At 45.9% G+C, this 23,144-nt stretch carries 23 protein-coding genes and 2 pseudogenes; 8 read left to right on the top strand and 17 right to left on the bottom strand.

Annotation, left to right across the window (positions count from 1 at the left end; all coding sequences use genetic code 11):
• From EP181_RS03025 to EP181_RS02960, 14 genes and pseudogenes are all read right to left on the bottom strand, one after another.
• Positions 1 to 786, bottom strand: coding sequence for a TatD family hydrolase (locus EP181_RS03025; protein WP_127470343.1), 786 nt, complete (start codon positions 784 to 786; stop codon positions 1 to 3).
• On the bottom strand, positions 783 to 1,808 hold the full coding sequence (holB, locus tag EP181_RS03020) for a DNA polymerase III subunit delta' (protein ID WP_127470342.1): 1,026 nt from the start codon (positions 1,806 to 1,808) through the stop codon (positions 783 to 785). Before holB ends, EP181_RS03025 begins: the two co-directional genes overlap by 4 nt.
• Positions 1,805 to 2,442: pseudogene (gene tmk / locus EP181_RS03015) on the bottom strand (dTMP kinase). Before tmk ends, holB begins: the two are co-directional and overlap by 4 nt.
• Before the next feature lie 49 nt (positions 2,443 to 2,491).
• Positions 2,492 to 3,673, bottom strand: coding sequence for an endolytic transglycosylase MltG (gene mltG / locus EP181_RS03010; RefSeq protein ID WP_232023494.1), 1,182 nt, complete (start codon positions 3,671 to 3,673; stop codon positions 2,492 to 2,494).
• A gap of 42 nt (positions 3,674 to 3,715) precedes the next feature.
• Positions 3,716 to 4,744 carry an aminodeoxychorismate lyase gene (pabC, locus tag EP181_RS03005; RefSeq protein WP_127470341.1) on the bottom strand — a complete coding sequence of 343 codons (1,029 nt, stop codon included), beginning with the start codon at positions 4,742 to 4,744 and terminating at the stop codon, positions 3,716 to 3,718.
• A 3-nt stretch (positions 4,745 to 4,747) separates the two neighbouring features.
• Positions 4,748 to 6,238 (bottom strand): aminodeoxychorismate synthase component I, encoded by a 1,491-nt coding sequence (locus EP181_RS03000; RefSeq protein ID WP_232023493.1) that lies wholly within the window; start codon positions 6,236 to 6,238, stop codon positions 4,748 to 4,750.
• Positions 6,239 to 6,262: 24 nt separating this feature from the next.
• The gene (fabF, locus tag EP181_RS02995; protein ID WP_127470340.1) at positions 6,263 to 7,501 is read right to left on the bottom strand and encodes a beta-ketoacyl-ACP synthase II; all 1,239 of its coding nucleotides are present in this window, start codon (positions 7,499 to 7,501) and stop codon (positions 6,263 to 6,265) included.
• 159 nt (positions 7,502 to 7,660) lie between these two features.
• Positions 7,661 to 7,897 carry an acyl carrier protein gene (gene acpP, locus EP181_RS02990; protein ID WP_127470339.1) on the bottom strand — a complete coding sequence of 79 codons (237 nt, stop codon included), beginning with the start codon at positions 7,895 to 7,897 and terminating at the stop codon, positions 7,661 to 7,663.
• Positions 7,898 to 8,051: 154 nt separating this feature from the next.
• Positions 8,052 to 8,792, bottom strand: a complete 741-nt coding sequence (gene fabG / locus EP181_RS02985; RefSeq protein WP_127471745.1) for a 3-oxoacyl-ACP reductase FabG — start codon at positions 8,790 to 8,792, stop codon at positions 8,052 to 8,054.
• Between the two features lie 80 nt (positions 8,793 to 8,872).
• Positions 8,873 to 9,796 carry an ACP S-malonyltransferase gene (fabD, locus tag EP181_RS02980; protein WP_127470338.1) on the bottom strand — a complete coding sequence of 308 codons (924 nt, stop codon included), beginning with the start codon at positions 9,794 to 9,796 and terminating at the stop codon, positions 8,873 to 8,875.
• A gap of 67 nt (positions 9,797 to 9,863) precedes the next feature.
• The gene (locus EP181_RS02975; RefSeq protein ID WP_127470337.1) at positions 9,864 to 10,841 is read right to left on the bottom strand and encodes a beta-ketoacyl-ACP synthase III; all 978 of its coding nucleotides are present in this window, start codon (positions 10,839 to 10,841) and stop codon (positions 9,864 to 9,866) included.
• 50 nt (positions 10,842 to 10,891) lie between these two features.
• The gene (plsX, locus tag EP181_RS02970) at positions 10,892 to 11,974 is read right to left on the bottom strand and encodes a phosphate acyltransferase PlsX (RefSeq protein WP_127470336.1); all 1,083 of its coding nucleotides are present in this window, start codon (positions 11,972 to 11,974) and stop codon (positions 10,892 to 10,894) included.
• Positions 11,975 to 11,980: 6 nt separating this feature from the next.
• A complete protein-coding gene (gene rpmF / locus EP181_RS02965) occupies positions 11,981 to 12,157 on the bottom strand; it encodes a 50S ribosomal protein L32 (protein WP_127470335.1) in 177 nt (58 codons plus the stop codon).
• 25 nt (positions 12,158 to 12,182) lie between these two features.
• Complete coding sequence (locus EP181_RS02960; RefSeq protein WP_172959677.1) at positions 12,183 to 12,716, bottom strand: YceD family protein; 534 nt, start codon at positions 12,714 to 12,716, stop codon at positions 12,183 to 12,185.
• Between the two features lie 283 nt (positions 12,717 to 12,999).
• Between EP181_RS02960 and EP181_RS02955 the strand changes: the two genes are divergently transcribed.
• On the top strand, positions 13,000 to 13,659 hold the full coding sequence (locus tag EP181_RS02955) for a Maf family protein (protein WP_232023492.1): 660 nt from the start codon (positions 13,000 to 13,002) through the stop codon (positions 13,657 to 13,659).
• 106 nt (positions 13,660 to 13,765) lie between these two features.
• Here the strand turns inward: EP181_RS02955 and EP181_RS02950 are convergent, their stop codons facing one another.
• Positions 13,766 to 14,443: an HAD-IA family hydrolase gene (locus EP181_RS02950; RefSeq protein ID WP_232023491.1), complete on the bottom strand. Its 678-nt coding sequence runs from the start codon at positions 14,441 to 14,443 to the stop codon at positions 13,766 to 13,768.
• A 2-nt stretch (positions 14,444 to 14,445) separates the two neighbouring features.
• Positions 14,446 to 15,390 (bottom strand): RluA family pseudouridine synthase, encoded by a 945-nt coding sequence (locus tag EP181_RS02945; RefSeq protein ID WP_127470333.1) that lies wholly within the window; start codon positions 15,388 to 15,390, stop codon positions 14,446 to 14,448.
• Between the two features lie 949 nt (positions 15,391 to 16,339).
• Between EP181_RS02945 and EP181_RS12210 the strand changes: the two genes are divergently transcribed.
• From EP181_RS12210 to EP181_RS12200, 3 genes are read left to right on the top strand one after another with little or no spacing between them, the layout of a single operon-like run.
• On the top strand, positions 16,340 to 16,486 hold the full coding sequence (locus tag EP181_RS12210) for a hypothetical protein (protein WP_232023490.1): 147 nt from the start codon (positions 16,340 to 16,342) through the stop codon (positions 16,484 to 16,486).
• Positions 16,459 to 17,952 carry an Rne/Rng family ribonuclease gene (locus EP181_RS12205; RefSeq protein ID WP_338064750.1) on the top strand — a complete coding sequence of 498 codons (1,494 nt, stop codon included), beginning with the start codon at positions 16,459 to 16,461 and terminating at the stop codon, positions 17,950 to 17,952. The genes EP181_RS12210 and EP181_RS12205 overlap by 28 nt, the downstream gene beginning before the upstream one ends.
• Before the next feature lie 8 nt (positions 17,953 to 17,960).
• Positions 17,961 to 19,280 carry a hypothetical protein gene (locus tag EP181_RS12200; RefSeq protein WP_127470332.1) on the top strand — a complete coding sequence of 440 codons (1,320 nt, stop codon included), beginning with the start codon at positions 17,961 to 17,963 and terminating at the stop codon, positions 19,278 to 19,280.
• Between the two features lie 91 nt (positions 19,281 to 19,371).
• Here the strand turns inward: EP181_RS12200 and EP181_RS02930 are convergent, their stop codons facing one another.
• Positions 19,372 to 19,854, bottom strand: coding sequence for a low molecular weight protein-tyrosine-phosphatase (locus EP181_RS02930; RefSeq protein WP_127470331.1), 483 nt, complete (start codon positions 19,852 to 19,854; stop codon positions 19,372 to 19,374).
• A gap of 54 nt (positions 19,855 to 19,908) precedes the next feature.
• Here EP181_RS02930 and EP181_RS12780 point away from each other — a divergent pair.
• The 4 genes and pseudogenes from EP181_RS12780 to EP181_RS02910 all read left to right on the top strand — a co-directional run bounded on the left by EP181_RS12780 (position 19,909) and on the right by EP181_RS02910 (position 23,092).
• Positions 19,909 to 20,642 (top strand): annotated as a pseudogene (locus EP181_RS12780) (RluA family pseudouridine synthase).
• Between the two features lie 211 nt (positions 20,643 to 20,853).
• Positions 20,854 to 21,924, top strand: a complete 1,071-nt coding sequence (locus tag EP181_RS02920) for a hypothetical protein (RefSeq protein ID WP_127470330.1) — start codon at positions 20,854 to 20,856, stop codon at positions 21,922 to 21,924.
• 14 nt (positions 21,925 to 21,938) lie between these two features.
• The gene (locus EP181_RS02915; RefSeq protein ID WP_127470329.1) at positions 21,939 to 22,775 is read left to right on the top strand and encodes a hypothetical protein; all 837 of its coding nucleotides are present in this window, start codon (positions 21,939 to 21,941) and stop codon (positions 22,773 to 22,775) included.
• Between the two features lie 47 nt (positions 22,776 to 22,822).
• A complete protein-coding gene (locus EP181_RS02910; RefSeq protein ID WP_127470328.1) occupies positions 22,823 to 23,092 on the top strand; it encodes a hypothetical protein in 270 nt (89 codons plus the stop codon).
• Positions 23,093 to 23,144: the final 52 nt, after the last annotated feature.

Genomic DNA, 23,144 nt, shown 5'->3' with positions numbered 1-23,144 from the left:
TTACAACTCCAACTTAAATAAACGATTAAAATTTGCAGTGGTGGCCTGCGCCACCTCATCAAACGACAGCCCTTTTAAACGCGCAATTTCTTCGACCACGTAACGGGTGTAACCGGGTTGATTGGTTTTACCACGATACGGCATGGGGGCTAAATAAGGTGCGTCGGTTTCGACCAATAGGCGTTCAAGCGGAACGGCTTTAGCGACCGCTTTAAGGTCGGTGGCATTTTTAAAGGTCACAATACCCGAAAACGAAATGTAAAAATTAAGCGCCATAGCCTGCTCTGCGGTGACCAAGTCCTCTACAAAACAGTGCATAATGCCACCGACTTCTTGGGCATTTTGCTCGGCCAAAATAGCCAAACAGTCGGGGGTTGAGTTGCGGGTGTGAATAATCAACGGCTTATTTAACTGCTTGGCCACCGCAATATGCTGTTTAAAACGGGCGTGTTGCCACTCCATGTCTTCATCACCATTGGCATTAAAGTGAAAGTAATCTAACCCTACCTCACCAATCGCAATCACCTTGGGGTGCGAAGCCACAGCGATTAATTCGGCGTCGCTGACCACCACGTCAGGCGCTTCGCACGGATGCACGCCAATGGCCGCGTACACTTGCGGATGGCGTTCGGCTAACGCAATCACCTCGGACCATTGTTGCGGGTTAATGGCCACGCATAATAACCGCTCAACGCCTAACTCGTGCGCTTTGGCCAGCACCTCGTCGACTGTTCCGACCTGTTCGACCGGCAAAATATTTAAATGGCAATGCGAGTCAACAATCATGGCAAGGTTCCTTTGATTAATTTTGAGGCAAATGCCGTCTGCAGTGGCGCGCTGGTGTGTGCGATGCGCAACCATTCCAAACAAAGGGTTTCTAATACCAACTCTTTATTGGCGTTGCCTAACCAGGCCTGTTTGGCTTGCAACACCGCTTGTTGAAAACGTAACTGATTTTGCACCTGATTTTGCACCTGGTGGCGTGGCTGGCTAAACACCGCATCGGTGTTGTAGGAGGCTTGGCGCAGGCTGGACACGCTCCACAAATAAAAATAGTCAAACACCGCTTCGGGCTGTGGCCATTTAAGCCACGGTTTTACCACCTCTGACACGGTTTTATGCCCATTCATCAGGCTTTTTATACCGTCGTTCCACTGGGTGTCTTGGGCAAACTCACCGCCTTCTATCCACGCTTGCGCCGCTAAAGGCGAGCCCCAACAGACCCGAAGCGCACGCTTTATCAAAGCCAAATCGATTTGCGGCAAGCGCGCCTGCAACCAAGCCATCGACTGCGGCAAAGGCGGCGTGCCAAACGCCAGGCTTTGACAGCGACTTTTAATGGTGGCCGGCAAACGACCCATTTGGTGGGTGGTGAGCAAAAACAGCGTGCCCGATGCGGGCTCTTCTAACGTTTTAAGTAAGGCATTAAAGGCCGAGGCGTTCATACGCCCAACCCCGTCAATCCAAATGACTTTGTAGCCGCCTTGGTGCGAGGTTTCATTGAGCTTGCTCATTAATCCGCGCACTTGATCAACCCCAATCTCTTTTTTGTCCTCTAAACACCCTAACGTATAAAAATCCGGGTGTTGTGCGGTCTTAAACAAATGACAGCCTTTGCAGACCCCGCACCCCTCATGATTTTGGGGCGACAAACACAACGCCGTTTGGGCGATGTGCGCCACAAAACGTTCTAAACCAATGCCTTTAGGGCCCGATAGCAAATAGGCGTGCCCCAAACGTTCAGACAACTGCAACCATTGCGTCCATTGCGGCGCCAGCCACGGCATGTCTGACAAAATGGCGCTCATAGGCTACGTGCTTGATTTAATAGTTGGTGTAAATGCGCGTCAATTTCGGCTTGTACTGCGCTGAGTGGCAGGCTGGCATCCAACACTTTGTAACGTGTGGGATGCGCGGCCGCTCGGGTTAAGTAGGCGCCACGCACGCGTTCAAAAAAGGCGCGTTGCTCCGACTCAAACCGATCCACTTGGCCACCGCGCGCGGCCACACGTGCCATGCCAATCTCGATGGGCAGGTCAAAGACAAACGTGGCGTGCGGCATAAACCCTTGTTGCACCCAGTGTTCAATGTGTGCAATGCGCTCAAACGGCATCCCACGTGCCGCACCTTGGTAAGCGTAAGACGCGTCGGTAAAACGATCCGACACCACCCATTTGCCTTGCGCCAAAGCGGGCAAGATTTTTCTTGCAGGTGTTGCGCGCGCGCCGCAAACATCAACAACAGCTCGGTGTCGGCTTGCATTTGGGTAAATTCGGGATTAAGCAACACCTGACGAATCGCCTCACCAATGGCGGTGCCTCCCGGCTCGCGCGTGACAATCGCGTCAATGCCCTGCAGGTGCAACCATTGCTCAATAAACGCTAAGTTGGTTGATTTACCCGCGCCTTCGGTGCCTTCTAGGGTGATAAATTGACCAATCATCTCAACTCCTTATGAATCATTTTGATTCGTTTTGCTTCGTTTGGGCATTTTATTTGCCTAAAATGTAGCGATTAACGGCGTTATTATGCTCGTCTAACGTGGTCGAAAAATGGTGTTCGCCGCCGCCTTTGGCTACAAAAAACAGATTTTGAGTTTTGGTCGGTTGCATCACCGCTTCTATGGCCTCTTTGCTAGGCAATGCAATGGGTGTGGGCGGTAAACCGTCTATTCTGTATGTGTTGTAAGGGGTATTGGCTTGCAAATCGACTTTGCGAATATTGCCGTCATACCCTTGACCTATGCCGTAAATAACCGTTGGGTCAGTTTGTAAGCGCATATTTTTTTGAATGCGGTTTACAAATACCCCAGCAATTTCGCCACGTTCCCTAGCCACGCCGGTCTCTTTTTCGACAATCGAGGCTAAAATTAACGCCTCATAGGGGGTTTTGATGGGTAAATCTTTTTGACGATTTTGCCATGCTTGGTCTAATACATCGCGCATAGCGTGGTGCGCGCGCATAGCAATATCTAGATCACTGTCACCCGCTTTGTAATAATACGTTTCGGGTAAAAACCACCCTTCAATTGCCGCATAAGGGTAACGTTCGTAATGGTTCAAATCGATGCTTAAACGACGTAATACCTCTTTAGGTTGGCTTAAATCGAGCTGTTTTTGTATTTTTGGCAATGCTTGTATGGTACGCAAAGTCTGTTCGATGGTTTGCCCGGCAATGAGCGTGGCGGGATATTGAATGACCTTGCCATTAAGCAATTGTTCAATCAGTTGGTCAACCGTCCAGTAGGGGTAAATCTTAACTTCGCCGGCCTTAATTTGTCCTGGCTTGTCTTGATAGTTTAAATACCACAAAAACCATTTTGGGGCACTTAAGTAACCTTTTTCGTGCAGTTGATAAGCCACTTTAGTGGCCGAACTGCCGGCCACAATCTCAAAGTCTAAAACCGTGCTGTGTTGCGAAATAGGCGCGCTTACAAACTGCTTAAACTGCCAAAAAACCAAAGCGGAAGCAACAACAGCCAACGCCACCAACGCCACCATAAAAAGTTTAAGCTTACGCACAAAACTGCGTTGGGGCTCATGCTGAGCCTGTTCGGCCTGCGCCGTTCGCCCGCGCGTATTGCTGCGAACAGCGTGAGAAACGGCCGCTCGAGGGGCGTGCTTAGCGCCACTAACGCGAGCACTAGGCTTGGCAGGTTTAACCGTCTTGGTCATAAGGAGTCCAATTTTTTAATGGTATTGTTTCGTTATGGTGAACTATTCGTGTACAGACTTGGCGTTCGATACTTGCCAATCTGACCAGGCCTGGTGAATCTGCTCACGCGACTTGGTGGTAAAGGTTTTAATGTTAGGTGTATGGGCATTATCAATGGCGTTTAGATTCGTGATGTCATCCATTAAACAGCTTACAGGCACAATGCCGCGAACGGCGTTTGCCAAAAACAACTCATCGGCTTGGCCTAAGTCATGTAAGGTTAAATCAATCTCCATCGCGTGCTTAGCCATATAAAGCCGACTTGGTAATCCGTTTGCCAACGTTAACAATACCTCACGCGTGGTGCCCAACACCCCACTTTTATTGAGTTTTGGGGTGTAAAGCACGTTGTCTTTGAGCATAAACACATTGGCTTGCGTACTGCACACCACATACCCTAAGGCGTTGAGCATGAGAACGTCGTCCACTTTAAACTCTGTTAACGCATCACGGGTACCAGAAGAATCGGCTAACGATTGCGCTAGTTGCGTTCGCGCCAGCACGTTATCCAACCGATTTAAATGTTTTACCCCGGCCAACTGGCTTTGCACAGAGGACTCAATTGGAGACACACCTAACGTTATAGCCGTTTGACGGGGTAACGCCAAGTTTAAATCACATTGCAGTGGTGCGGCACTTACAAAAACTAAACAGCGCGGTTGTGCGTGTTTGGGCACTTGGTAACCGCGCCCTCCTTGAGCACACTCTCCACGGGTAATAAGCAGTTTAATAATCCAAGTGCGCTGTGGCGTATGCTCGGACGCGGCGCGTAAAGCCGTACTAATATATTGCCAAAGTGCCTCTTGATCTAACGGAGCAAACCCCAAACGCTGAGCAGAAAACTGCAACCGAGCCCAATGCCCAGCCCAATTAAACACGCTTAAATGATGCGCCAACATAGTGGTAAAAAAACCATCACCATACAATAACCCACGATCGTGAACAGACACAGTATGACAAACTTGACCATTTAACCAGGCCTGGTGAAACGATTGATGTTGAGTAGCGTGATGTGCTTGTAATTGAGGCATCGTTTACGAAGGGTTAGCATCGGTGAATAGTAAAGTCGGCACCAAGGCATTTACCAAGCCTTTGGCTTTATGACGGGTTTCAGTGAGTTCGCTTTGAGCTTCTGAGTCGGCCACAATTCCGGCTCCGGCTCTAAATTGCACCGAGGGAACACCATCGCGCTCTTGCATCATCATGGTTCTAATCAAAATATTTAAATCCATTGAACCGTCCCGATTGATATAGCCCAACGAACCGGTATACGCTTCGCGCGGCATTTGCTCAAGCTCTGCAATAATTTGCATACACCTAATTTTAGGGCACCCCGTAATAGTGCCCCCAGGAAACAGAGCATGCACAATGTCCAACGGTGTTAAGCCGTCTTGCAATTGGCCGCGCACGTTAGACACAATATGGTGGACATGCTCGTAAGTTTCAACCACCATCAATTCATTGACCTCAACCGTACCAGGTCGACAAATACGTCCTAAGTCATTGCGCTCTAAATCAATAAGCATAATGTGTTCGGCGCGTTCTTTAGGGTGTGAAATTAATTCAGCCATGAGCGCCTTATCGTCTTCTACATTAGCACTGCGTCGCCGCGTACCCGCAATGGGACGAGTCTCAACCCACGGTGCTTGGTACTTAACCAAACGCTCGGGCGATGAACTAATGATTTGCCAAGGTGTATTTTGAGCATCGCACAAACACACTAACGAGGCAAAAGGTGCCGGGTTATGCGTTCGTAATGCCTTATACACGGCCATATAATTAGATTGAGAGGTTAAATCGACCGTCCACTGACGTGATAAATTAGCCTGAAATACATCACCGGCTAAAATATACTCTTTTATAGCGCTTACACCCTGCAAATATTTATCTTCAGGCTCTTCAGTCTGTCTTTGAACTTGAGGGGCTGGGCTGTCGTCCCCTGCGGTGGCCATAACCTGTAAAATATCGGAGTGCATCTGCTCTAACGTATGAGCAAATTCGACCTCTGCCACCAAGGTGATTTGAGCGGTTCTATGGTCAATAATAATGGCCGCAGGAACACGTGTTAAATTGGCCAATGGAAATACCGCCCGCGGCAGAGTCAACACCGGTTCAACCACTTGTGCGTAGTCGTAACTAAAATAGGCAAACCAACCGCCAAAAAAAGGCAAATCGCCCAACTGGGTCTGGCGCATATGTTGGTAATCGGCTAAAGAATTCGCATCGATTTTATGAGTGCGCCATTGTGTTTCAAACGCGCTTATAAAGCTGGCGGCATCCTCGATTGCGTTAAGCTGTAAAGACTGCTGTGGATACGCCATCAGGACATCAAACTGCCCTAAACTACCTTTTGCAACACTTTCTAGTAAAAATGGATAACGCACAGGATTAAGCTGATGCAGCTTGACTAAATCAAGGGTTGCAAGCGCATCTGCTCCTGACTTATCACGGCCTATAATGTCAACAGGCCTGGTCACAAACCAAGCAGAAGTACTCGTGTCTTTCATGGTTTTAGCAGTTTCCATACATGGGCATTCATAAAAAACGCGTTAAATACGCCCAAGAACTAAAGTTGCGTTTGTGCCACCAAATCCAAATGAATTGGATAAGGCATAATCAATTTTGGCATCACGCGCCTCTAAAGCCACGTAATCTAAATCACAGCCTTCTTGCGGGTTTTCTAAGTTAATAGTGGGTGGTAGTTTTTGCTCTTTTAATGCCAAAGCGGTAAACACCGCTTCCATCGCACCCGCCGCACCCAAGGAGTGACCGGTCATAGACTTGGTTGAGCTCATGGTTAAATGGTAAGCATGGGCACCAAACGTGCTTTTAACTGCGCTGGTTTCGCATAAGTCGCCCGCAGGGGTTGAGGTACCGTGCGCGTTAATGTAATTAATTTGACTGCGGTCTAACTTAGCATTATGCAAGGCCAATGCCATACAACGCGCCGCGCCCTCGCCCCCAGCGGCAGGCAAGGTCATGTGATAGGCGTCGCCACTCATACCAAACCCCAACACCTCAGCGTACATTTTTGCGCCGCGCGCTTTAGCGTGCTCGTACTCTTCAAGCACCACCGCGCCCGCACCATCGCTCAGGACAAAACCATCGCGGTCTTTGTCCCAAGGACGGCTGGCGGCTTGAGGATTGTCGTTACGCGTAGACAAAGCTCGTGCTGCGGCAAACCCCGCCAAGCCCAACTCAGTGGTGGCGTATTCGGCACCACCGGCAATCATTACATCAACATCGCCGTACTCAATCATGCGCGCTGCGTCACCAATACTGTGCGTTCCGGTTGCACAAGCCGTGCCAATCGCCATATTAGGACCTTTAAGACCAAACATAATCGAAAGATTGCCCGAAATCATATTAATAATCGCACTGGGCACAAAAAATGGCGACACTTTACGCGGCCCACCATTAATAAGGGCTTGATGCTGGGCTTCTATTGAGCCAATACCGCCAATACCCGAACCAATTGATACACCAATGCGGGTGGCATTTTGCTCGGTAACCTCTAAACCAGAGTCTAAAATGGCTTGTGTGCCTGCGGCAATACCGTAATGAATAAACGGATCCATCTTTTTAGCTTCTTTTGCACTGATGTATTGCAAGGCATCAAAGCCTTTAAGCACACCGCCAAACTTTACCGAAAAAGTGTCGGTATTAAACTTGGTAAGGGTGTCAATGCCACTTTTACCGGCCAATAAATTTTGCCAGGTTTCGGCAACCGTTAACCCTACAGGCGACAAAACCCCTAACCCAGTTATTACCACACGACGTTTAGACAAAATAGCACCCTCACGATATTTAAAGACTTTGACGCGTTAACACGATGACACGTAACTTAATGTCTTTCTAGATTTTTATAAAAAAAAAGCCGTAATGAGTACGGCTTTTTATTCAGTATTCTCTACTGTAATTGGTTGACCTTTAGCCTAAGCTACTAATTAACCAATGTTCGCTTCAACGTAAGCAGTTGCTTGCGCTAATGTAGAAATCTTTTCAGCTTCTTCATCTGGAATTTCACAATCAAACTCTTCTTCCAAAGCCATTACTAGCTCAACTGTGTCAAGAGAATCCGCTCCTAAATCATCTACAAAAGAAGCATCGGGCGTTACCTGATCTTCTTCTACACCCAGTTGCTCAACAACAATTTTCTTTACGCGTTCTTCGATACCGCTCATGGAATTCTCCAGTTTTTTATGATAAAAATTCGTTTTTCAGAATGAGCGTATTTTCGCTCTTTCTAAGGGGTTTTTCAAGCTTAATCAAGCATCTTGTTTAAAGGCTTTATTAACAAGGGTTAAAAAGCCTATGTCTAAAATGCCTAATTCTGCCTTAAATCATGTACATACCACCGTTAACGTTTAACGTTTGCCCAGTAATATATGCACCACCATCACCGGCTAAAAACGTCACGCACTGTGCAATATCCTCTGCACTGCCTAACCGGTTGAGCGGAATTTGTTGGGTTAATGCTGCGCGCTGCTCTTCTGGGAGTGCGCGCGTCATGTCGGTGTCAATAAAGCCAGGAGCAATGGTGTTTACCGTAATGTTACGTGAACCCACCTCGCGCGCCAATGACTTACTAAAGCCCATAATGCCCGCTTTAGCGGCCGCGTAATTGGTTTGCCCAGCGTTGCCCATAACACCCACTACCGAGGCGATGTTTATAATGCGACCACCCTTGGCTTTCATCATCCCACGCAAACAAGCTTTGCTCATTCTAAACACCGAGCTTAAATTGGTTTGAATGATGTCATCCCACTCATCGTCTTTCATGCGCATTAATAAATTATCTCGGGTAATTCCGGCATTATTCACTAAAATGGTAGGCACACCAAAAGTCTGTGTTACCTCATCGAGCACATCGTTAATCATCTGTGCGTTGGTTACATTAAGGCACTTTCCAGCGCCTTGGGCACCGGCTTGCATTAAATAGTCACTAATACTTTGTGCACCGGCTTCGGTGGTAGCTGTACCGATTACCACTGCTCCGTGCGCCGCCAAATCCAAGGCAATTGCCTTACCAATTCCACGACTTGCGCCGGTGACAAATGCAACTTTTCCAGATAACATCATGGTTTTTACCTTATTTCAATTCAGTCAAAATCGTTTTACAGGGATATTTTTTAAAACGGGTCAATTCACTCAAACACTTATATCAATTCAAGCGCTTTTTCTAAACTCTTCTGATCAAACACCGCATGCATACCCATAGCGCGATCAATGCGACGATTTAAGCCAGATAACACTTTACCTGGCCCTAACTCCAACAAAGAATCAACCCCTTGCAGCTTCATAGCATGCACCGTTTGTACCCACTGGACTGGACAATACAATTGCTGAACTAATAACGCTTTAATGTCATCCACCGAACTGGCAGTAGAAGCATTAACGTTATGCAAAACCGGTACGCTAGGCAATTCAAATGTCATACCGGCCAGCTTTTCGGCTAATTTTTCAGCCGCAGGTTTCATTAAAGAACAATGCGATGGCACACTTACGGGTAACGGCACAACTCGCGACGCGCCTGCCTGCGTCATCAGCAACATGGCCGATTCTACTGCAGATTTTTCGCCCGCTATCACCACTTGACCGGGTGAATTAAAATTAACGGCCTCAACCAGGCCAGATGCGCTTTTACAAACCTCAACTACTTGAGCATCGTCTAATCCTAATACAGCGGCCATAGCACCCTGCCCAGCAGGTACGGCGTGCTGCATTAAACGACCTCGCTCAGCCACTAATTCAATGCCTTGCGCCAAGGTCATTACACCTGCGGCCACCATTGCGGTGTATTCACCCAACGAATGGCCTGCCATAAACTTAGGATTTAATGGTTTTAACGCGGCTAAACTGCGATACACAGCAATGCCTGCGGCCAACATAGCCGGTTGCGTCACGTCCGTTTGGTTTAACACACCCGCCGTATCGTTTTGCACCACATCCCAAAGATCAAAGCCCAAAACATCTGATGATTCGGCAAACACTTCTTTAACCACTGGGTTTAGTTGCGCCAACTCATTTAACATTCCAACTGATTGTGACCCCTGGCCAGGAAAAACAAATGCATACGACATGAATAACACCCTTTACAAAATTTGCTACGCGGTATAAAAACTCAGTACCGACATAAGAATCGTAGTCTCAATATTTAATGAGAGCTGAGCCCCACGTAAATCCACCACCAAACGCTTCAAGCAACAAGGTATGGCCACGTTGAATCCGACCATCTCTAATGGCCTCGTCCAACGCCAACGGCACAGATGCGCTTGAAGTATTAGCGTGCTTGTGCACGGTAATCACCGTTTGCTCATCGGTTAGCTTTAATTTCTTTGCCGTAGCCAAAATTATTCTTAAATTGGCCTGATGCGGAACCAGCCAATCAACGTCTTCTTTTTGCATCTGATTGGCTTCGAGTGTCTCGATAGCGATTTTACTCAGTGTATTGACCGCTATTTTAAAAACCTCATTACCTTTCATTGCCATTGTGCGCTCAGAAATATCATCACTTTTGGGAAGTTTAGACGGGCCTGATGGCACGTGCAATAACTCTTCAAACTCGCCATCAGCATGAATATGGGTAGACAAAATACCCGGCTGTTCAGATGCCTGTAACAATACAGCACCGGCGCCATCACCAAACAACACACATGTGTTGCGATCTTGCCAATTGGTAATGCGCGATAGGGTTTCTGCACCCACCACCAAGACACATTTAGACATGCCGGTTTTAATAAACTGGTCAGCCACGCTTAAAGCATAAATAAAACCAGAACACACGGCTTGTACATCAAAAGCTGGGCAACCATGAATCGCTAAACGTTGCTGTAATAAGCAGGCCGTACTTGGAAAAATCTTATCGGGCGTTGTAGTAGCGACAATAATTAAATCGATTTGACTGGCTTCAACACCCGCCATGTCAAGTGCGCGTCTTGAGGCTATTTCGGCCAAATCACAAGTGGTTTGACCTTCGGCGGCTATGTGACGTTGCTCAATACCCGTACGTTCACGTATCCATTCATCGCTGGTATCAACCAATTTTTCAAGTTCAAGATTGGTCAGAATTTTTTCGGGTAAATACCCACCTGTTCCAATAATTCGACTGTATATTTTTTGATTCATGACCACTCTTTTATCTGGGAGGGAGGAAAAGGTTAAAGCAGACGACAACCTTAACTAGCAACAGCCGTTAGAGGATTGGAAGCAGGTAATGGTGTGCTTAAATCATCTGCCAATTGAACTTTGTCTTTTATTATCAATAATTTTGCAACTTCTGCAGCGATGCGTTCAGGTACATTTTTAGAGACTTCTAAACGAGCTTCAGCGATGGCGTAAAAATAACCAAATTGATCTGCACCGCCATGACTTTTAATGACAATTTTACGCAACCCTAATAAAGATGCTCCATTGTATCGACGAGGGTCTACCTTGTTTTTAAAAGACTTAAGGACTGGGTATGCCAATAACGCAATAAATTTAGTAAAGATGTTACGAGTAAAGGCCTCTTTTAAATAAAAAGAGATCATTTTGGCAACACCTTCACTGGCTTTTAATGCAATATTGCCATCAAAACCATCACAGGCAACCACATCGGTATTACCCTTAAAAATATCATCGCCCTCAACATAGCCAATGTAGTTAATGTCAGATGCACGTAAAATAACGTGCGCATCCTTAATACGTTGGTGTCCTTTAATTTCCTCTTCACCAATGTTTAACAAGCCAACTCGTGGACTCAAATTATCATCCATGGCGCCCGCTAACACAGAACCCATTATTGCAAACTGCGCCAAATTTTGACCACTGCATCCAACGTTTGCGCCCAAATCAAGCATGTGCACATGGCCTTTTATGGTGGGCATAGCCGTACAGATGGCAGGACGATCAATTCCCGGCAAAGTTTTTAAAACAAACTTGGCCACCGCCATTAAAGCGCCAGTATTACCCGCACTAACGCAAGCCTGGGCAAGATCATCTTTTACTAGATTTAAGGCAATTCGCATGGATGAGTTACGTTTAATACGCAAAGCTTTAGAGGGTAGGTCGTCCATTTCAACCACTTCATCAGCGTGTTGAACCGTAAGACGGGAGGAATCATAGGAATGTTTAGAGAGTTCAGCATTAATAAGGTCTTCTTTGCCAACCAAAATAATGTGAATGTCTGAAAATGCGGTTAACGCATCAAGCGATGCGGGGACGGTAACACGGATTCCGTGATCACCGCCCATTGCATCAATGGCAATGTTAATAGACAAGAGCTGTTACGCCTTATCTTGAACGACTTTTTTGCCTTTGTAATAACCATCAGCCGTTACATGGTGACGACGGTGAACTTCACCCGTAGTTTCATCAACGGTTAATGTTGGTGCGCTTAACGCATCGTGTGAACGACGCATACCACGTCTTGAAGGGGTTTTACGACTCTTTTGAACGGCCATGAGCTTCTCCTAAATATAAAATCTTTTATTTCTTTAACCCTTGCAAAACTGCAAACGGATTGGGTTTTTTAAACGCTTCTTCTTGAAGCACTGTTTCTTTCGCAACAACATCGGGAATCGAATCATTTTCATAATCCATAGAGTTTTGCTCATCAATCGGTGCGATTGGCACACACAATAAGAGTTCATCTTCTATCCACCCAAGGGGGGAAACTTTTCCACCCTCAAGATCGTATACCTCAATATCGGCGGGTAAATCATCTATCAACGCCATCGATTCAGTAAAGATACCTTTAACTTCTGTTTCAACAGCATAGTCAAACGGCTTTAGGGAACGTTGGCATTGCAAATTCAAATTGGTTTTTAACTTCATAACAAAGGCTGGAAATCGCAACGCCCTGTCATAATAAAAATCTAACTGAACCTCAACCTCACGATCTGCAGACAAAACCATATCTGCCAAGCGTTTTAAACGTGCTTGGTTGACTCGTCCCACAAAGTGTTTATTATGGTTTACCGAGTAGATTGGGTCGATCAGTTCAGGGAGCTTGTCAAACATAGCGGCGAATAATACTCGTATCATGCAGTGAAGTCAAAAAAACCGCTTATTTTTCATGAAAATATGTCTACTTTTTTGCTAATCTGGTTTACGCAGCAAATACACTGGCGACCTTAAATCTCATTGACACCGCAACCTTTTGATAAGGCGACTGTTTTAGCACTTTCTTAAGGTTTCTTTTTATAGAACTTAGCGCCTAATTTATCCCCGACCACCTAATCCAAACCAAATAAGTTAAGCCAAACAAGCGTTAGACTCGCCACCATAGGATGACCCAACACACATGTCAATCACCAACCCACAGCCACCAAACAACCCATTACATAAGACGCTTAGCGGCAACATGCCTAACATTGTTTTGGGTTCGAGCTCCATTTTTCGTAAACAATTATTGTCAAAGCTGCATCTTAATTTTGTGCAAGCCAGCCCCAATATTAATGAAACCCCTTTGCCCAACGAAACGCCTAACGCCATGGTTATGCGACTATCACTGCAAAAAGCACAGGCGCTTACTCAAGACTTTTCGCACCATATTATTATTGCGTCTGACCAATGCGCTGTATTTAATGATCAAGCCATTGGCAAGCCCCACACACCTGAAAATGCATTTGCTCAATTAAAACAATTTAGCGGCCAGGTCATTACCTTTTACACAGGCCTGGTGGTCATCAACACTCATACTCAGCAAACCTTCCAAGCGCTAGACCAAACCGATGTGCACTTTAGACACTTAAGCGACTCGGTTATTCATAACTATATAGCACTCGAACAACCGTTAAATTGTGCGGGCAGTTTTAAATCAGAAGGTTTAGGCATTACATTATTTAGCGCGATTAACAGCACCGATCCCAACGCATTAATTGGCTTGCCGCTCATTGAACTCACCAGCATTTTCTTAAAAATGGGTTATGAACTGCCATACCTTTATAATGCCGCGCCATAAAAATAAACTACACCACCCACCCTACCAGGCCTGGTTGATTAGGCGAGTCGCTTAGCAAGGAAGGCAATACGCTTTCTAAACCTTAAAACTTTAAAAACCTAAAATGTTAAAGCCGAGCCATTAGCCAAGCGTGCAATTGATGCAAATCGTCGCATTGCACCACAGGATTAAACGCCGCCAAAACATCGAGTTCATGTACACCATGCCCCAAGGCAATCGCATCCATATTAATGGATTGAGCCATCTGCAAATCAAACGATGTATCACCCACCATCACCGCATCACTCACCGCGATATTTAAGTGCATTAAAATCTGTTGCAACATAAGCGGATCGGGTTTTGATGCCGATTCGTGCGGAGTGCGCGTAATGTCAAAATACCCACCAAAACCACACTGACTCAACACCTGATCTAAACCACGACGACTTTTACCCGTGGCCACAGCCAACTTAACACCTTGCTGCCTTAAGCTAAACAACAGTGACTCTGCCCCCGAAAAGGGAACCATTTCCACCAATGACTCTTCCAAAAAATGCTGACTGTACGCAGCACTCATCTGCTCAACCTGCTCACCTGATGCACTGGGGTACAGCCCCAGTATGGCTTTATCCAAACTCAAACCAATAATTTGCTTAGACTCATGGTGCGACAATACAGGCAGCCCGCAGTGTGCAGCGGCCGCTTGAATCGAAGCCACTATTCGCATCTCCGAATCCATTAAAGTACCGTCCCAGTCAAAAATAACCAGCTTGTATTTTTTTTGCACCTTACTCATGTCATGCATAATTATTCCGCCAATACGTCAATAATGTGTTTAAAATCTGGCCACAACGGCGCTTCCATTAACATCCACTGCTCAGTAACGGGATGAGTAAACCCTAAAAATTGCGCGTGCAACGCCAAACGCTTCATCCCCATAGGACGATACTGTTTGTTAACGGCTCGATCGCCATACTTATCGTCCCCCAGCAACGCACAACCTTGCGACAGCGCGTGCACCCTAATTTGATGGGTTCGACCAGTCTTTAATTTAACCGACACCAAATCAGAACCTTTTAATCTGCGCTCTACCGTAAAGTAACTCACTGCGGGCTTGCCGTTTTGCGCCACACACACATTCCAACCGCCGTCTGGCAAAGTATCCTTGCGCAGGGGCAAATCAACCTTAGCCATACCTTTTGGCCAATGACCGGTGACGATGGCCAAATAGCGTTTATCCAGCTTATCTTCTCTAATTTGCTCGTGTAAATTTTTTAACACCGACGCCTTTTTAGCAATTAACAAACAGCCTGATGTATCACGATCAATGCGATGCACCAACTCTAAACGCTTAGCCAAAGGGCGCAGAAGACGAAGCATCTCAATCAAACCCCAACTTAAACCACTGCCGCCATGCACCGCCACACCCGACGGTTTATTAACCACCATTAAGTCTTTATCTTCATACAAAATATGCTCTTCAATGCGCTGCATTTCACTGTGTGGAATATCGCTTTCGAGCACCACGTCTTTTTCGGGCATAAACACTGGCGGTATGCGCACCACATCGCCATTTTTTAAACGGGTACTGGCCTGCACTCGACCTTTATTAACCCGCACCTCGCCCTTGCGCACAATCCGATAAATCAGGGTTCTAGGTGCTTTACGCAGATGGCGCATTAAAAAATTATCGACGCGTTGACCGGCATCTTCTTCGGTCACCTCAATTAATTGGGCTTTAGGGGGAATCATCAGTGTGCTTCTCTTGGTTATAACGTATTAGCAAACGCATGTATTATTGAATGTACGGCATGAACTGGCTACACTTTTTACAATGCATTACTTGGTTTGAATTGGCTCAGCTCTTAAATTTGGCTAAGTTTACATGGCTAGGCGTAATATGTCATTGCAAGAGGGCAAATTGAGTGTTATATTTGCGATGCTTAAATTTTAAGCGGTGTTAACGTTACGATTAAACAGCCAAAATAGCTGATTTTCCTAAAACGTCCCAGAATTTTTGACAAAACCCCGCCCTTTAAACCCCACCGATATTCCCCATTATTTTTATTTTGTTTGTGAATAGTTAAGGTGTGTTTAAAGGGTTAAATAAAACTCTGCAGAATACATCAATACAAGACCAGCCTAATCACGCCATTTAATATAGACCAAAAACACTCTATTAAACCGTGCCTAGTAAGTTAATCAAACTGCAAACCCCAACTCATAATTAGTTGAGTTGCTCGTGGTTGTAAGACGCTTGGTTAACGCTACGGTAAAGCGATAAAGCCCACGTTTTGTTTAAAACAGACTCGCGTACAACGACGACTCTGAAGGCTAGAGCAAGCATCAAAAACCATAATAATCAAGAATGCTTGCTCGATACCAATGTTACGTAAAGTAGAAACCTAAATTTGATTGAACCGAACACGTCGATTCAATTGCTCACTGACGAGCAACCCGATTAAAAGCGACATTGCAAGACTAAATGACGCGTACCTTTACCCCGCTTAACGGTAAACTTACGACTTCTAACAGCTTGCCTTGCAAGATAGAGTGCGTGCACCTCTTGCCCAAACGACCTTTTATTCACCAAGCCTATTTTGCTGTAACAACCCGCCTTAACAAACGTAACGCAATCTTGCTCAGCCGTGTGCTGCCCTTATGTATTGCCGTATTCTCAGCAAACTAAAAAGAGAATAGCATGAAAAGAATGCTGATAAACGCCACGCAAGCCGAAGAAATTCGCATTGCTCTAGTAGACGGTCAAACCCTCTACGACCTAGATGTAGAAACCCCCCACCACCAAAAGAAAAAGCCAATATTTACAAAGGCCGAATCACACGCATAGAACCCAGTTTAGAAGCCGCATTTATTGATTACGGCGCCGAACGTCACGGATTTTTACCGTTCAAAGAAGTCGCTGAAGAGTATTTTCCGGACGGCAAAGCCAACAACGGCCGCTTTAGTATCAAAGACGTTTTAACCGAAGGACAAGAAATCATTGTCCAAGTGCAAAAAGAAGAACGCGGCAACAAAGGTGCGGCCTTAACCACACAAATTACCCTAGCAGGTCCTTATGTGGTGATGATGCCAAACAACCCCAAAGCGGGCGGCATTTCACGTCGTATCGAAGGCGACGAGCGCACCGACATTCGTGATACTCTGCGCGATTTACAAACTCCAGATGGCATGGGATTAATCATTCGCACCGCCGGTGTAGGAAAAAGCACCGAAGAACTGCAATGGGGCGTGGATTACCTAGTTCAATTATGGAGCTCCATTCAACAAGCCACTAATAGCAAAGCTGCACCGTTTTTAATTCATCAAGAATCGGACATTGTCATCTTGGCCATACGAGATTATTTACGTCAAGACATTGGCGAAATCATCATCGATGATATGGACACGTTTCATAAAGCCCGTGAATTTATTCAGCACGTAATGCCGCAACAGGTATATAAGGTTAAGCCTTATCAAGACAAAATCCCGCTATTTACACGCTTTCAAATCGAATCTCAAATTGAATCCGCTTATCAACGTGAAGTAGTTTTGCCATCGGGGGGTGTCATTGTTATTGACATAACCGAAGCCCTGACGGCCATTGACATTAACTCAAGTCGCTCTACCAAAGGTGGCGACATTGAAGAAACTGCGTTTCACACCAACATGGAAGCGGCGTGTGAAATTGCTCGCCAATTGCGTTTACGCGACCTAGGCGGTTTAGTGGTCATTGACTTTATTGACATGCAATCTAATAAGCACCAGCGCGACGTTGAAAACAAAATGCGCGATGCCGTTAAGTCGGATCGCGCACGCGTGCAAATAGGTAAAATATCTCGCTTTGGTTTACTTGAAATGTCACGTCAAAGACTGCGCCCTTCTATTGACGAATCCACACAAATTGTTTGCCCACGTTGCAAAGGCGTTGGGGTCATTCGTGGCGTAGAATCGCTTGGCCTGTCTATCTTGCGCTTGCTTGAAGAAGAAAGCATGAAAGAAAACACCCGCCGCGTGACCATTCAGCTGCCCGTCGACGTAGCAACGTTTTTATTAAATGAAAAACGTAATCAAATTATTAAGGTAGAAGACCGTCACAATCTACACGTCTTAATTGTACCCAATGAGCATCTCGAAACTCCACAGTACATCATGGATCGTACCCGTCATGGCGAAGAGATGCCGGTGAGCGCCAGTTACGAAGTCAAAGAGATGGTAATGCCCGAACTGGAACATCAGCACGAGCCCGTCAAAAAATCATTAAAGAAGAGCCTGCCGTACAAAACGTACAGCAATCTGCACCACCTGCGCCAGTAGTCAGTGTTGTGCCACAGATAACTGAACCGGCTAAACCAGGCCTGTTCAAACGTGTTTGGAAAGCGTTATTTAGCAAACCTGAAACACAAGAAGAAGCCGTGGTTGAACCAGCCATTCGTCGCTCAAACGGCCGTTCAAGCCGTAGCCAAAACGACGAACGACGTGGTAACCGCTCACAAAATAGTCGCCGCAACAGTAATAATAGTAACAGCCGTCGCCGTCCCCCTGAGACAGCCGAAACGTCTGAACTAAACTTGAACGAGGCGGTTCAAGACACAAGCAGAAACGACAGAACCGATGAGTCTGGAGCAGAAGGTCAAAGAAAGCCTAACCGTTCGCGTTCCAGTAACCGTAATCGTCGTGAGCCACGCGAAAACCGTCCAGGCGACCTAGAGCTGGCTGTAGACGGACTGGCCTCTGACCTGAGCGTTGAAGACGCACCAGTAATGAGCGATGACAGTGAAGACACCGAAGGCAATCAAGGCCGTCGTCCAGCGCAAAAACGTCGTAGTCGTTACAACACTCGTTCGTACAACAGTCGTCGTCGTGCGCCTGATGGTGCTGAAAACATGTCGATTGATTCGCCGCACCCTGCCTCAGACGAAGCGCAACAACTGATTGCAGCCAACACCTTAGCGACGTTTAGTGCTCAGTTACCGCTAGAATCTGATGTAAACACTGCGACTGAAGCGATGCCTGGATCAATTGCTGAAACCAAAACCATCATCGAAACACCTGTTGAGCGTGTGGTAGAACGTATTTTAGACATCGTTGAGCAACCCATAGAGCAACCTATTATTCAAGAACCTGCTCAAGAAACCGTTCAAGAAGTGGCTCAAGAAGTGGTAAAAGACACTCACGCTGAAATGAGCACCACCACCGAACCGGTTACAGACATGGCTGAAACGCCTTCTGTTCAAACCGTATTAGTATCAACCGATGTTCGTGCCGATGTTAACACTGACACACAAGCCGACGTTCAAATAGAAATGGCTCCTGTTATTAACGAACCGGCTCATTCCAGCATTGAATCAGCGCCTGTGCTTTTTCAAATGGAATTGCAGCAAATAAGCGATGCGCCGCAAGAGCCCATCGCAGATGTGCAGCACCATGACGACAACCGTCAAGAAGTGCCTTTAACGGCGGCTGTGCAACAAGATGAAACTACTGCCGATACGACTGCCGATGCCACTGCAGAACCAAGTCGTCGCCCTAGAAAAACTCGTCCCTCTAGAAGACCGCGTAATCGCCGTCGTAAAGAAGGCGAAAGCGAAGATGAAACCTCTGGTGTGCACATTGTTAACAATGAGCCATCAAATAACCAGTAAGGTTTTTTAACCAGCCATAAACACAAAAAGCACCCCAGGGTGCTTTTTGTGTTTATGGCATTAAAAATCCCACGCTCTTATTACTATATCCTTACAAATTCTGCTGCTTAATATGCGCCAGTAAACCCTTAGACGCCGATTCTACCAAATCAAAAACGTGGTCAAACCCAGTTGCTCCGCCATAATATGGGTCTGGCACTTCGCGCTCTTCAAACTCTTGACTGTAGTCTAAAAACAGCTTAATTTTAGAATAATGCTCAGGCAGTGCCATGGCCTTTAAATGATTAAAATTCGCCTCATCCATCGCCAAAATATAATCATATTCAATAAAATCCCCAAAATCGACTTTACGAGCACGTAAATCGCTCATGTCTATGCCACGCTCTTTTGCCACCAATGTTGAACGACTGTCTGGGGCTTTTCCTACGTGATAGGCTGCTGTTCCGGCTGAGTCAATTTGAATGCGCTCATTCAACCCTTGATTAAGCACCAACTGTCTAAACACACCGTGCGCTGTCGGCGAACGGCAAATATTGCCCAAGCACACAAATAATACCGCCACTTTCTTAGCCATAGACCCACTCCTTAGATTAAAATGTAAAGCCATTCTATAAGGCTACTCTTTAAAATGCACGCACCTCTCAATGCCACGCCCTCCTCGCTAAAAGCGCCCTCTATCCACCCGCTTAAATTTTCTTTTTCGGACGATTGGGTTTTATGGAGCGATAGCAACATACTGGTGATTAATAAACCCAGCGGATTGCTGTCGGTTGCGGGTCGCAGCCCTGAAAATCAAGAGTGCTTGCTCACACATTTGCACCCGCATTATCCGAGCGCTAAAATTGTTCATCGCTTAGACATGGACACATCGGGGATTATGGTATTGGCATTAAATCCTGAAACACATCGCCATTTAAGCTGGCAATTTGAAACCCGCCAAACCAAAAAACCTATCACGCCGTTTGCGCTGGTCTGCCCAGTCAATCGCACGGACAAATACGCTTACCCATGCGCTGCGACTGGGAGCGTCGTCCTCGCCAAATAGTAGACTTTACCTGGGGTAAAGACGCACAAACCTACTGGAACACCTTAAAACAGTTTGATTTGACCAATGCTACTTGCACTGCATTTTGGGTAGAACTCACCCCCATTACAGGACGTTCGCATCAACTTAGAGTGCACATGAAAGCACTTGGCCACCCCATTTTAGGCGATAACTTATACGCCGATCCCATTGCACTAGGCCAAGCAAATCGCCTTTTATTGCACGCCAAAAGTTTGACATTGACGCACCCCATATCCCAACAAACCCTTCATTTTGATCAACCGGCCAACTTTGGTGTATTTAAGTTAAACCCTTAACCAGGCCTGGTGAAAGCTCATCAGTTTAAAAATGGCACACAATATGCTTATCTAGGTAATAATTTATAATAATTTTTAAACACACTGTTTGCGACCTTTGCATGAAAGAGTTCGGGCTTAAATTTAACCATTTTTAACCAACAACCCACTCATGCACCTGTCCTTATTTAGGATGACCAATCTGTCATTTCACGCTGCGAGGTAGCCCATAATGTCCACAATCAACTTAGAAAAAGACGATTTAGCCACACAAGAAATGCTGAGCATGATGGGCGAATTGCCAGACAACGCTCAAGACGATATTTTAGATTTAGACGACATTGACGCGCTAATGGCGCAAGTCAGCGCCGAAAAAGAAACCACCGCCGACATATCTGTCCCAATCACCAATGAAATCGCACAGCTAGATGACAATGAAGACAACAGCGATGATGATTTTGACATTGATGCTCTATTAAATTCAGTTACACAAAACAATCCATCCACTTCTTCTTTGACCAATACGGCGTTGCTAGAAACCCTACCCGACAGCTTAGAAGATGAATTTGCCGATTCGCTTAATGACGAAATCGAAATCGAGTCTACCTCTACACCAACAGCACAAGAAAATATAAATGTAACTGATGATATTGATGATTTAGATGATATGGACGTGGCTTTAGATGAGGCTCATGACGATAGCTTAGCCAAAACAGACGTTGAAAACAGCCTTACAACAGATTCACCAGGCCTGGTAACTTCAGATTTAGCGTTAGACGACAAAACTAATGAAGACTATGAGCTACTTGAAATGACGTTGGCAGAAACATCAACTAATCAATCGTCCAATCAATCAACCAATGAACTAACTCATGAAGCTATCCCTGCAGTTGCCGAGCTTAGCCAAGATAATACAAACGCCGAAGACCGTACCTTAATAGAGCAAACCGCTCACGCCGTATCCATCATGGAAACCGCTATTGGTATTGATCAGCACGCTCAGCAACTAGCACAACAAGTCGTGCAATCGGCACAAGAAGCCACGCAACTCGCTTTGGCGACCACCGCTAAAGCTCAGGCATCGGCCGAACGAACGCAAAAAGCCATTGAAGCAACCTTTGCAGCCGCCGAACGAGCGTTTAACACCGCTCAAAAAGCCGGTTATTCGTTAAACGAAACCGGGCTTGAAAATGAATTTTCATTAGACGAATTAACCCAGCAACTTGATGTAATTCGCGAAAAAAACCAACGCTTAAAAGAGATAAATCTAAGCATTGAAGCACGACTAGCAGACTTAAAATAACAGGCAGACACAGTATGAGTCAGATGGTAGATGACCTTCTTCAAGAGGTTGAACAGCTCGATGAAATTACCCAGCAATTGGATGCACAGCAGCACCAGTCTGCACAGCATCAGAGCACACTTGGGCAGGCTCAATCGACCATCAAAATGGACGCTCACCTAGCCGCACTTGAAACTGCCAAAACAGCACAACAAGCCGCTCAACACAGCCATCAAGCCACTGAAGCGACGCTTAAAGTGGCGGCCGAACAAAAAGCACAGGTACTTGAACTAAGCGAGGCTAATTTTTCTTGGCGTCAAGCACTGCGTAATGCCAACGCCGACATAAAATCAATTAAAGGCAGTGTTGCCATCATGCTAACAAGTGCCATATTGTTTAGCGTGCTGAGCCTGTTTATTATTGGTTACTTACTTTATGCCCTTACCCAAAAAGAAGAGCTTTACAAAGGAGAAGTGCTGGACATTATAAAAACAGAAGGCACGTTGCACCAAAAGCAAGTCACGCTAAAAATCGATGAAATGTCAGCCATGCTAGAAGTGTTAACCTATGAAATTCAAAGCCTAAAAACACCCAACGCAAGCACACCGCACCCAATAACCGAACCGCTAAAAGAAGACATCAAAACCGATGCAAAAAAACAGACTGACAGCACAACAGACAGCAAAAATCAGCCTAAAGACGACCCAACAGAAACCATTACACTGGCGTTAAGCACGTTACAAAACGAGCAAAAAGCCCAATTTAAATCCCTAAAACTGTTAATTGAAACCTTGCAAACCAACCAAGCCGAACAAAAAAGAATACCGAAAAGCTTGCTAAACAAGCCACTTTACCCTCTCAAACAACGGTAAGTTTAGATGCTGAACACGTTAAAAAACTCAATCAAATTAACGCCCAAATGCTCACACAAGCCAAAACACTGCACACCATTGAACAGCGTGTAGCACAATTAAGCATGCCACAAAAAGCGGTCACTCCCGTTGTGATAAACGACACGCGCAAAACCGAAAAAACCGATTATGTACTGAGTGAATTGAACGTGCATTTAAAAGCCCTGTATGAACAGCATGCCACGTTAGAGTTACAAATAAAGGCGCTGGCTCAAGATTTTAAGACTTTCAGCAGCCAACCAACTGAGCCTGCTCCTTACAGCTACAAAGCTAAATAAGACTGCATTTTTAACCCCGTTTTGACCGCTTCACACCTCAATTACGCGCCCG

This window comes from Thiomicrorhabdus aquaedulcis, assembly GCF_004001325.1.
Lineage (GTDB): Bacteria > Pseudomonadota > Gammaproteobacteria > Thiomicrospirales > Thiomicrospiraceae > Thiomicrorhabdus > Thiomicrorhabdus aquaedulcis.
The sequence above is the reverse complement of the archived record's forward strand: the minus strand, read 5'-3'. Positions and strand labels throughout refer to the sequence as shown.

Excerpts from the sequence above, each read along its gene's own strand:
- acpP (WP_127470339.1), bottom strand. The coding sequence starts at position 7,897 with ATGAGCGGTATCGAAGAACGCGTAAAGAAAATTGTTGTTGAGCAACTG.
- EP181_RS02920 (WP_127470330.1), top strand. The coding sequence starts at position 20,854 with ATGTCCACAATCAACTTAGAAAAAGACGATTTAGCCACACAAGAAATG.
- fabD (WP_127470338.1), bottom strand. The coding sequence starts at position 9,796 with ATGTCGTATGCATTTGTTTTTCCTGGCCAGGGGTCACAATCAGTTGGA.
- EP181_RS02930 (WP_127470331.1), bottom strand. The coding sequence starts at position 19,854 with ATGGCTAAGAAAGTGGCGGTATTATTTGTGTGCTTGGGCAATATTTGC.
- EP181_RS02955 (WP_232023492.1), top strand. The coding sequence starts at position 13,000 with ATGTCAATCACCAACCCACAGCCACCAAACAACCCATTACATAAGACG.
- EP181_RS02915 (WP_127470329.1), top strand. The coding sequence starts at position 21,939 with ATGAGTCAGATGGTAGATGACCTTCTTCAAGAGGTTGAACAGCTCGAT.
- EP181_RS03000 (WP_232023493.1), bottom strand. The coding sequence starts at position 6,238 with ATGGAAACTGCTAAAACCATGAAAGACACGAGTACTTCTGCTTGGTTT.
- EP181_RS03025 (WP_127470343.1), bottom strand. The coding sequence starts at position 786 with ATGATTGTTGACTCGCATTGCCATTTAAATATTTTGCCGGTCGAACAG.
- EP181_RS12210 (WP_232023490.1), top strand. The coding sequence starts at position 16,340 with ATGAAAAGAATGCTGATAAACGCCACGCAAGCCGAAGAAATTCGCATT.
- EP181_RS02945 (WP_127470333.1), bottom strand. The coding sequence starts at position 15,390 with ATGATTCCCCCTAAAGCCCAATTAATTGAGGTGACCGAAGAAGATGCC.
- mltG (WP_232023494.1), bottom strand. The coding sequence starts at position 3,673 with ATGACCAAGACGGTTAAACCTGCCAAGCCTAGTGCTCGCGTTAGTGGC.
- EP181_RS02975 (WP_127470337.1), bottom strand. The coding sequence starts at position 10,841 with ATGAATCAAAAAATATACAGTCGAATTATTGGAACAGGTGGGTATTTA.
- EP181_RS02950 (WP_232023491.1), bottom strand. The coding sequence starts at position 14,443 with ATGCATGACATGAGTAAGGTGCAAAAAAAATACAAGCTGGTTATTTTT.
- EP181_RS02910 (WP_127470328.1), top strand. The coding sequence starts at position 22,823 with ATGCTCACACAAGCCAAAACACTGCACACCATTGAACAGCGTGTAGCA.
- pabC (WP_127470341.1), bottom strand. The coding sequence starts at position 4,744 with ATGCCTCAATTACAAGCACATCACGCTACTCAACATCAATCGTTTCAC.
- EP181_RS02960 (WP_172959677.1), bottom strand. The coding sequence starts at position 12,716 with ATGTTTGACAAGCTCCCTGAACTGATCGACCCAATCTACTCGGTAAAC.
- holB (WP_127470342.1), bottom strand. The coding sequence starts at position 1,808 with ATGAGCGCCATTTTGTCAGACATGCCGTGGCTGGCGCCGCAATGGACG.
- rpmF (WP_127470335.1), bottom strand. The coding sequence starts at position 12,157 with ATGGCCGTTCAAAAGAGTCGTAAAACCCCTTCAAGACGTGGTATGCGT.
- fabG (WP_127471745.1), bottom strand. The coding sequence starts at position 8,792 with ATGTTATCTGGAAAAGTTGCATTTGTCACCGGCGCAAGTCGTGGAATT.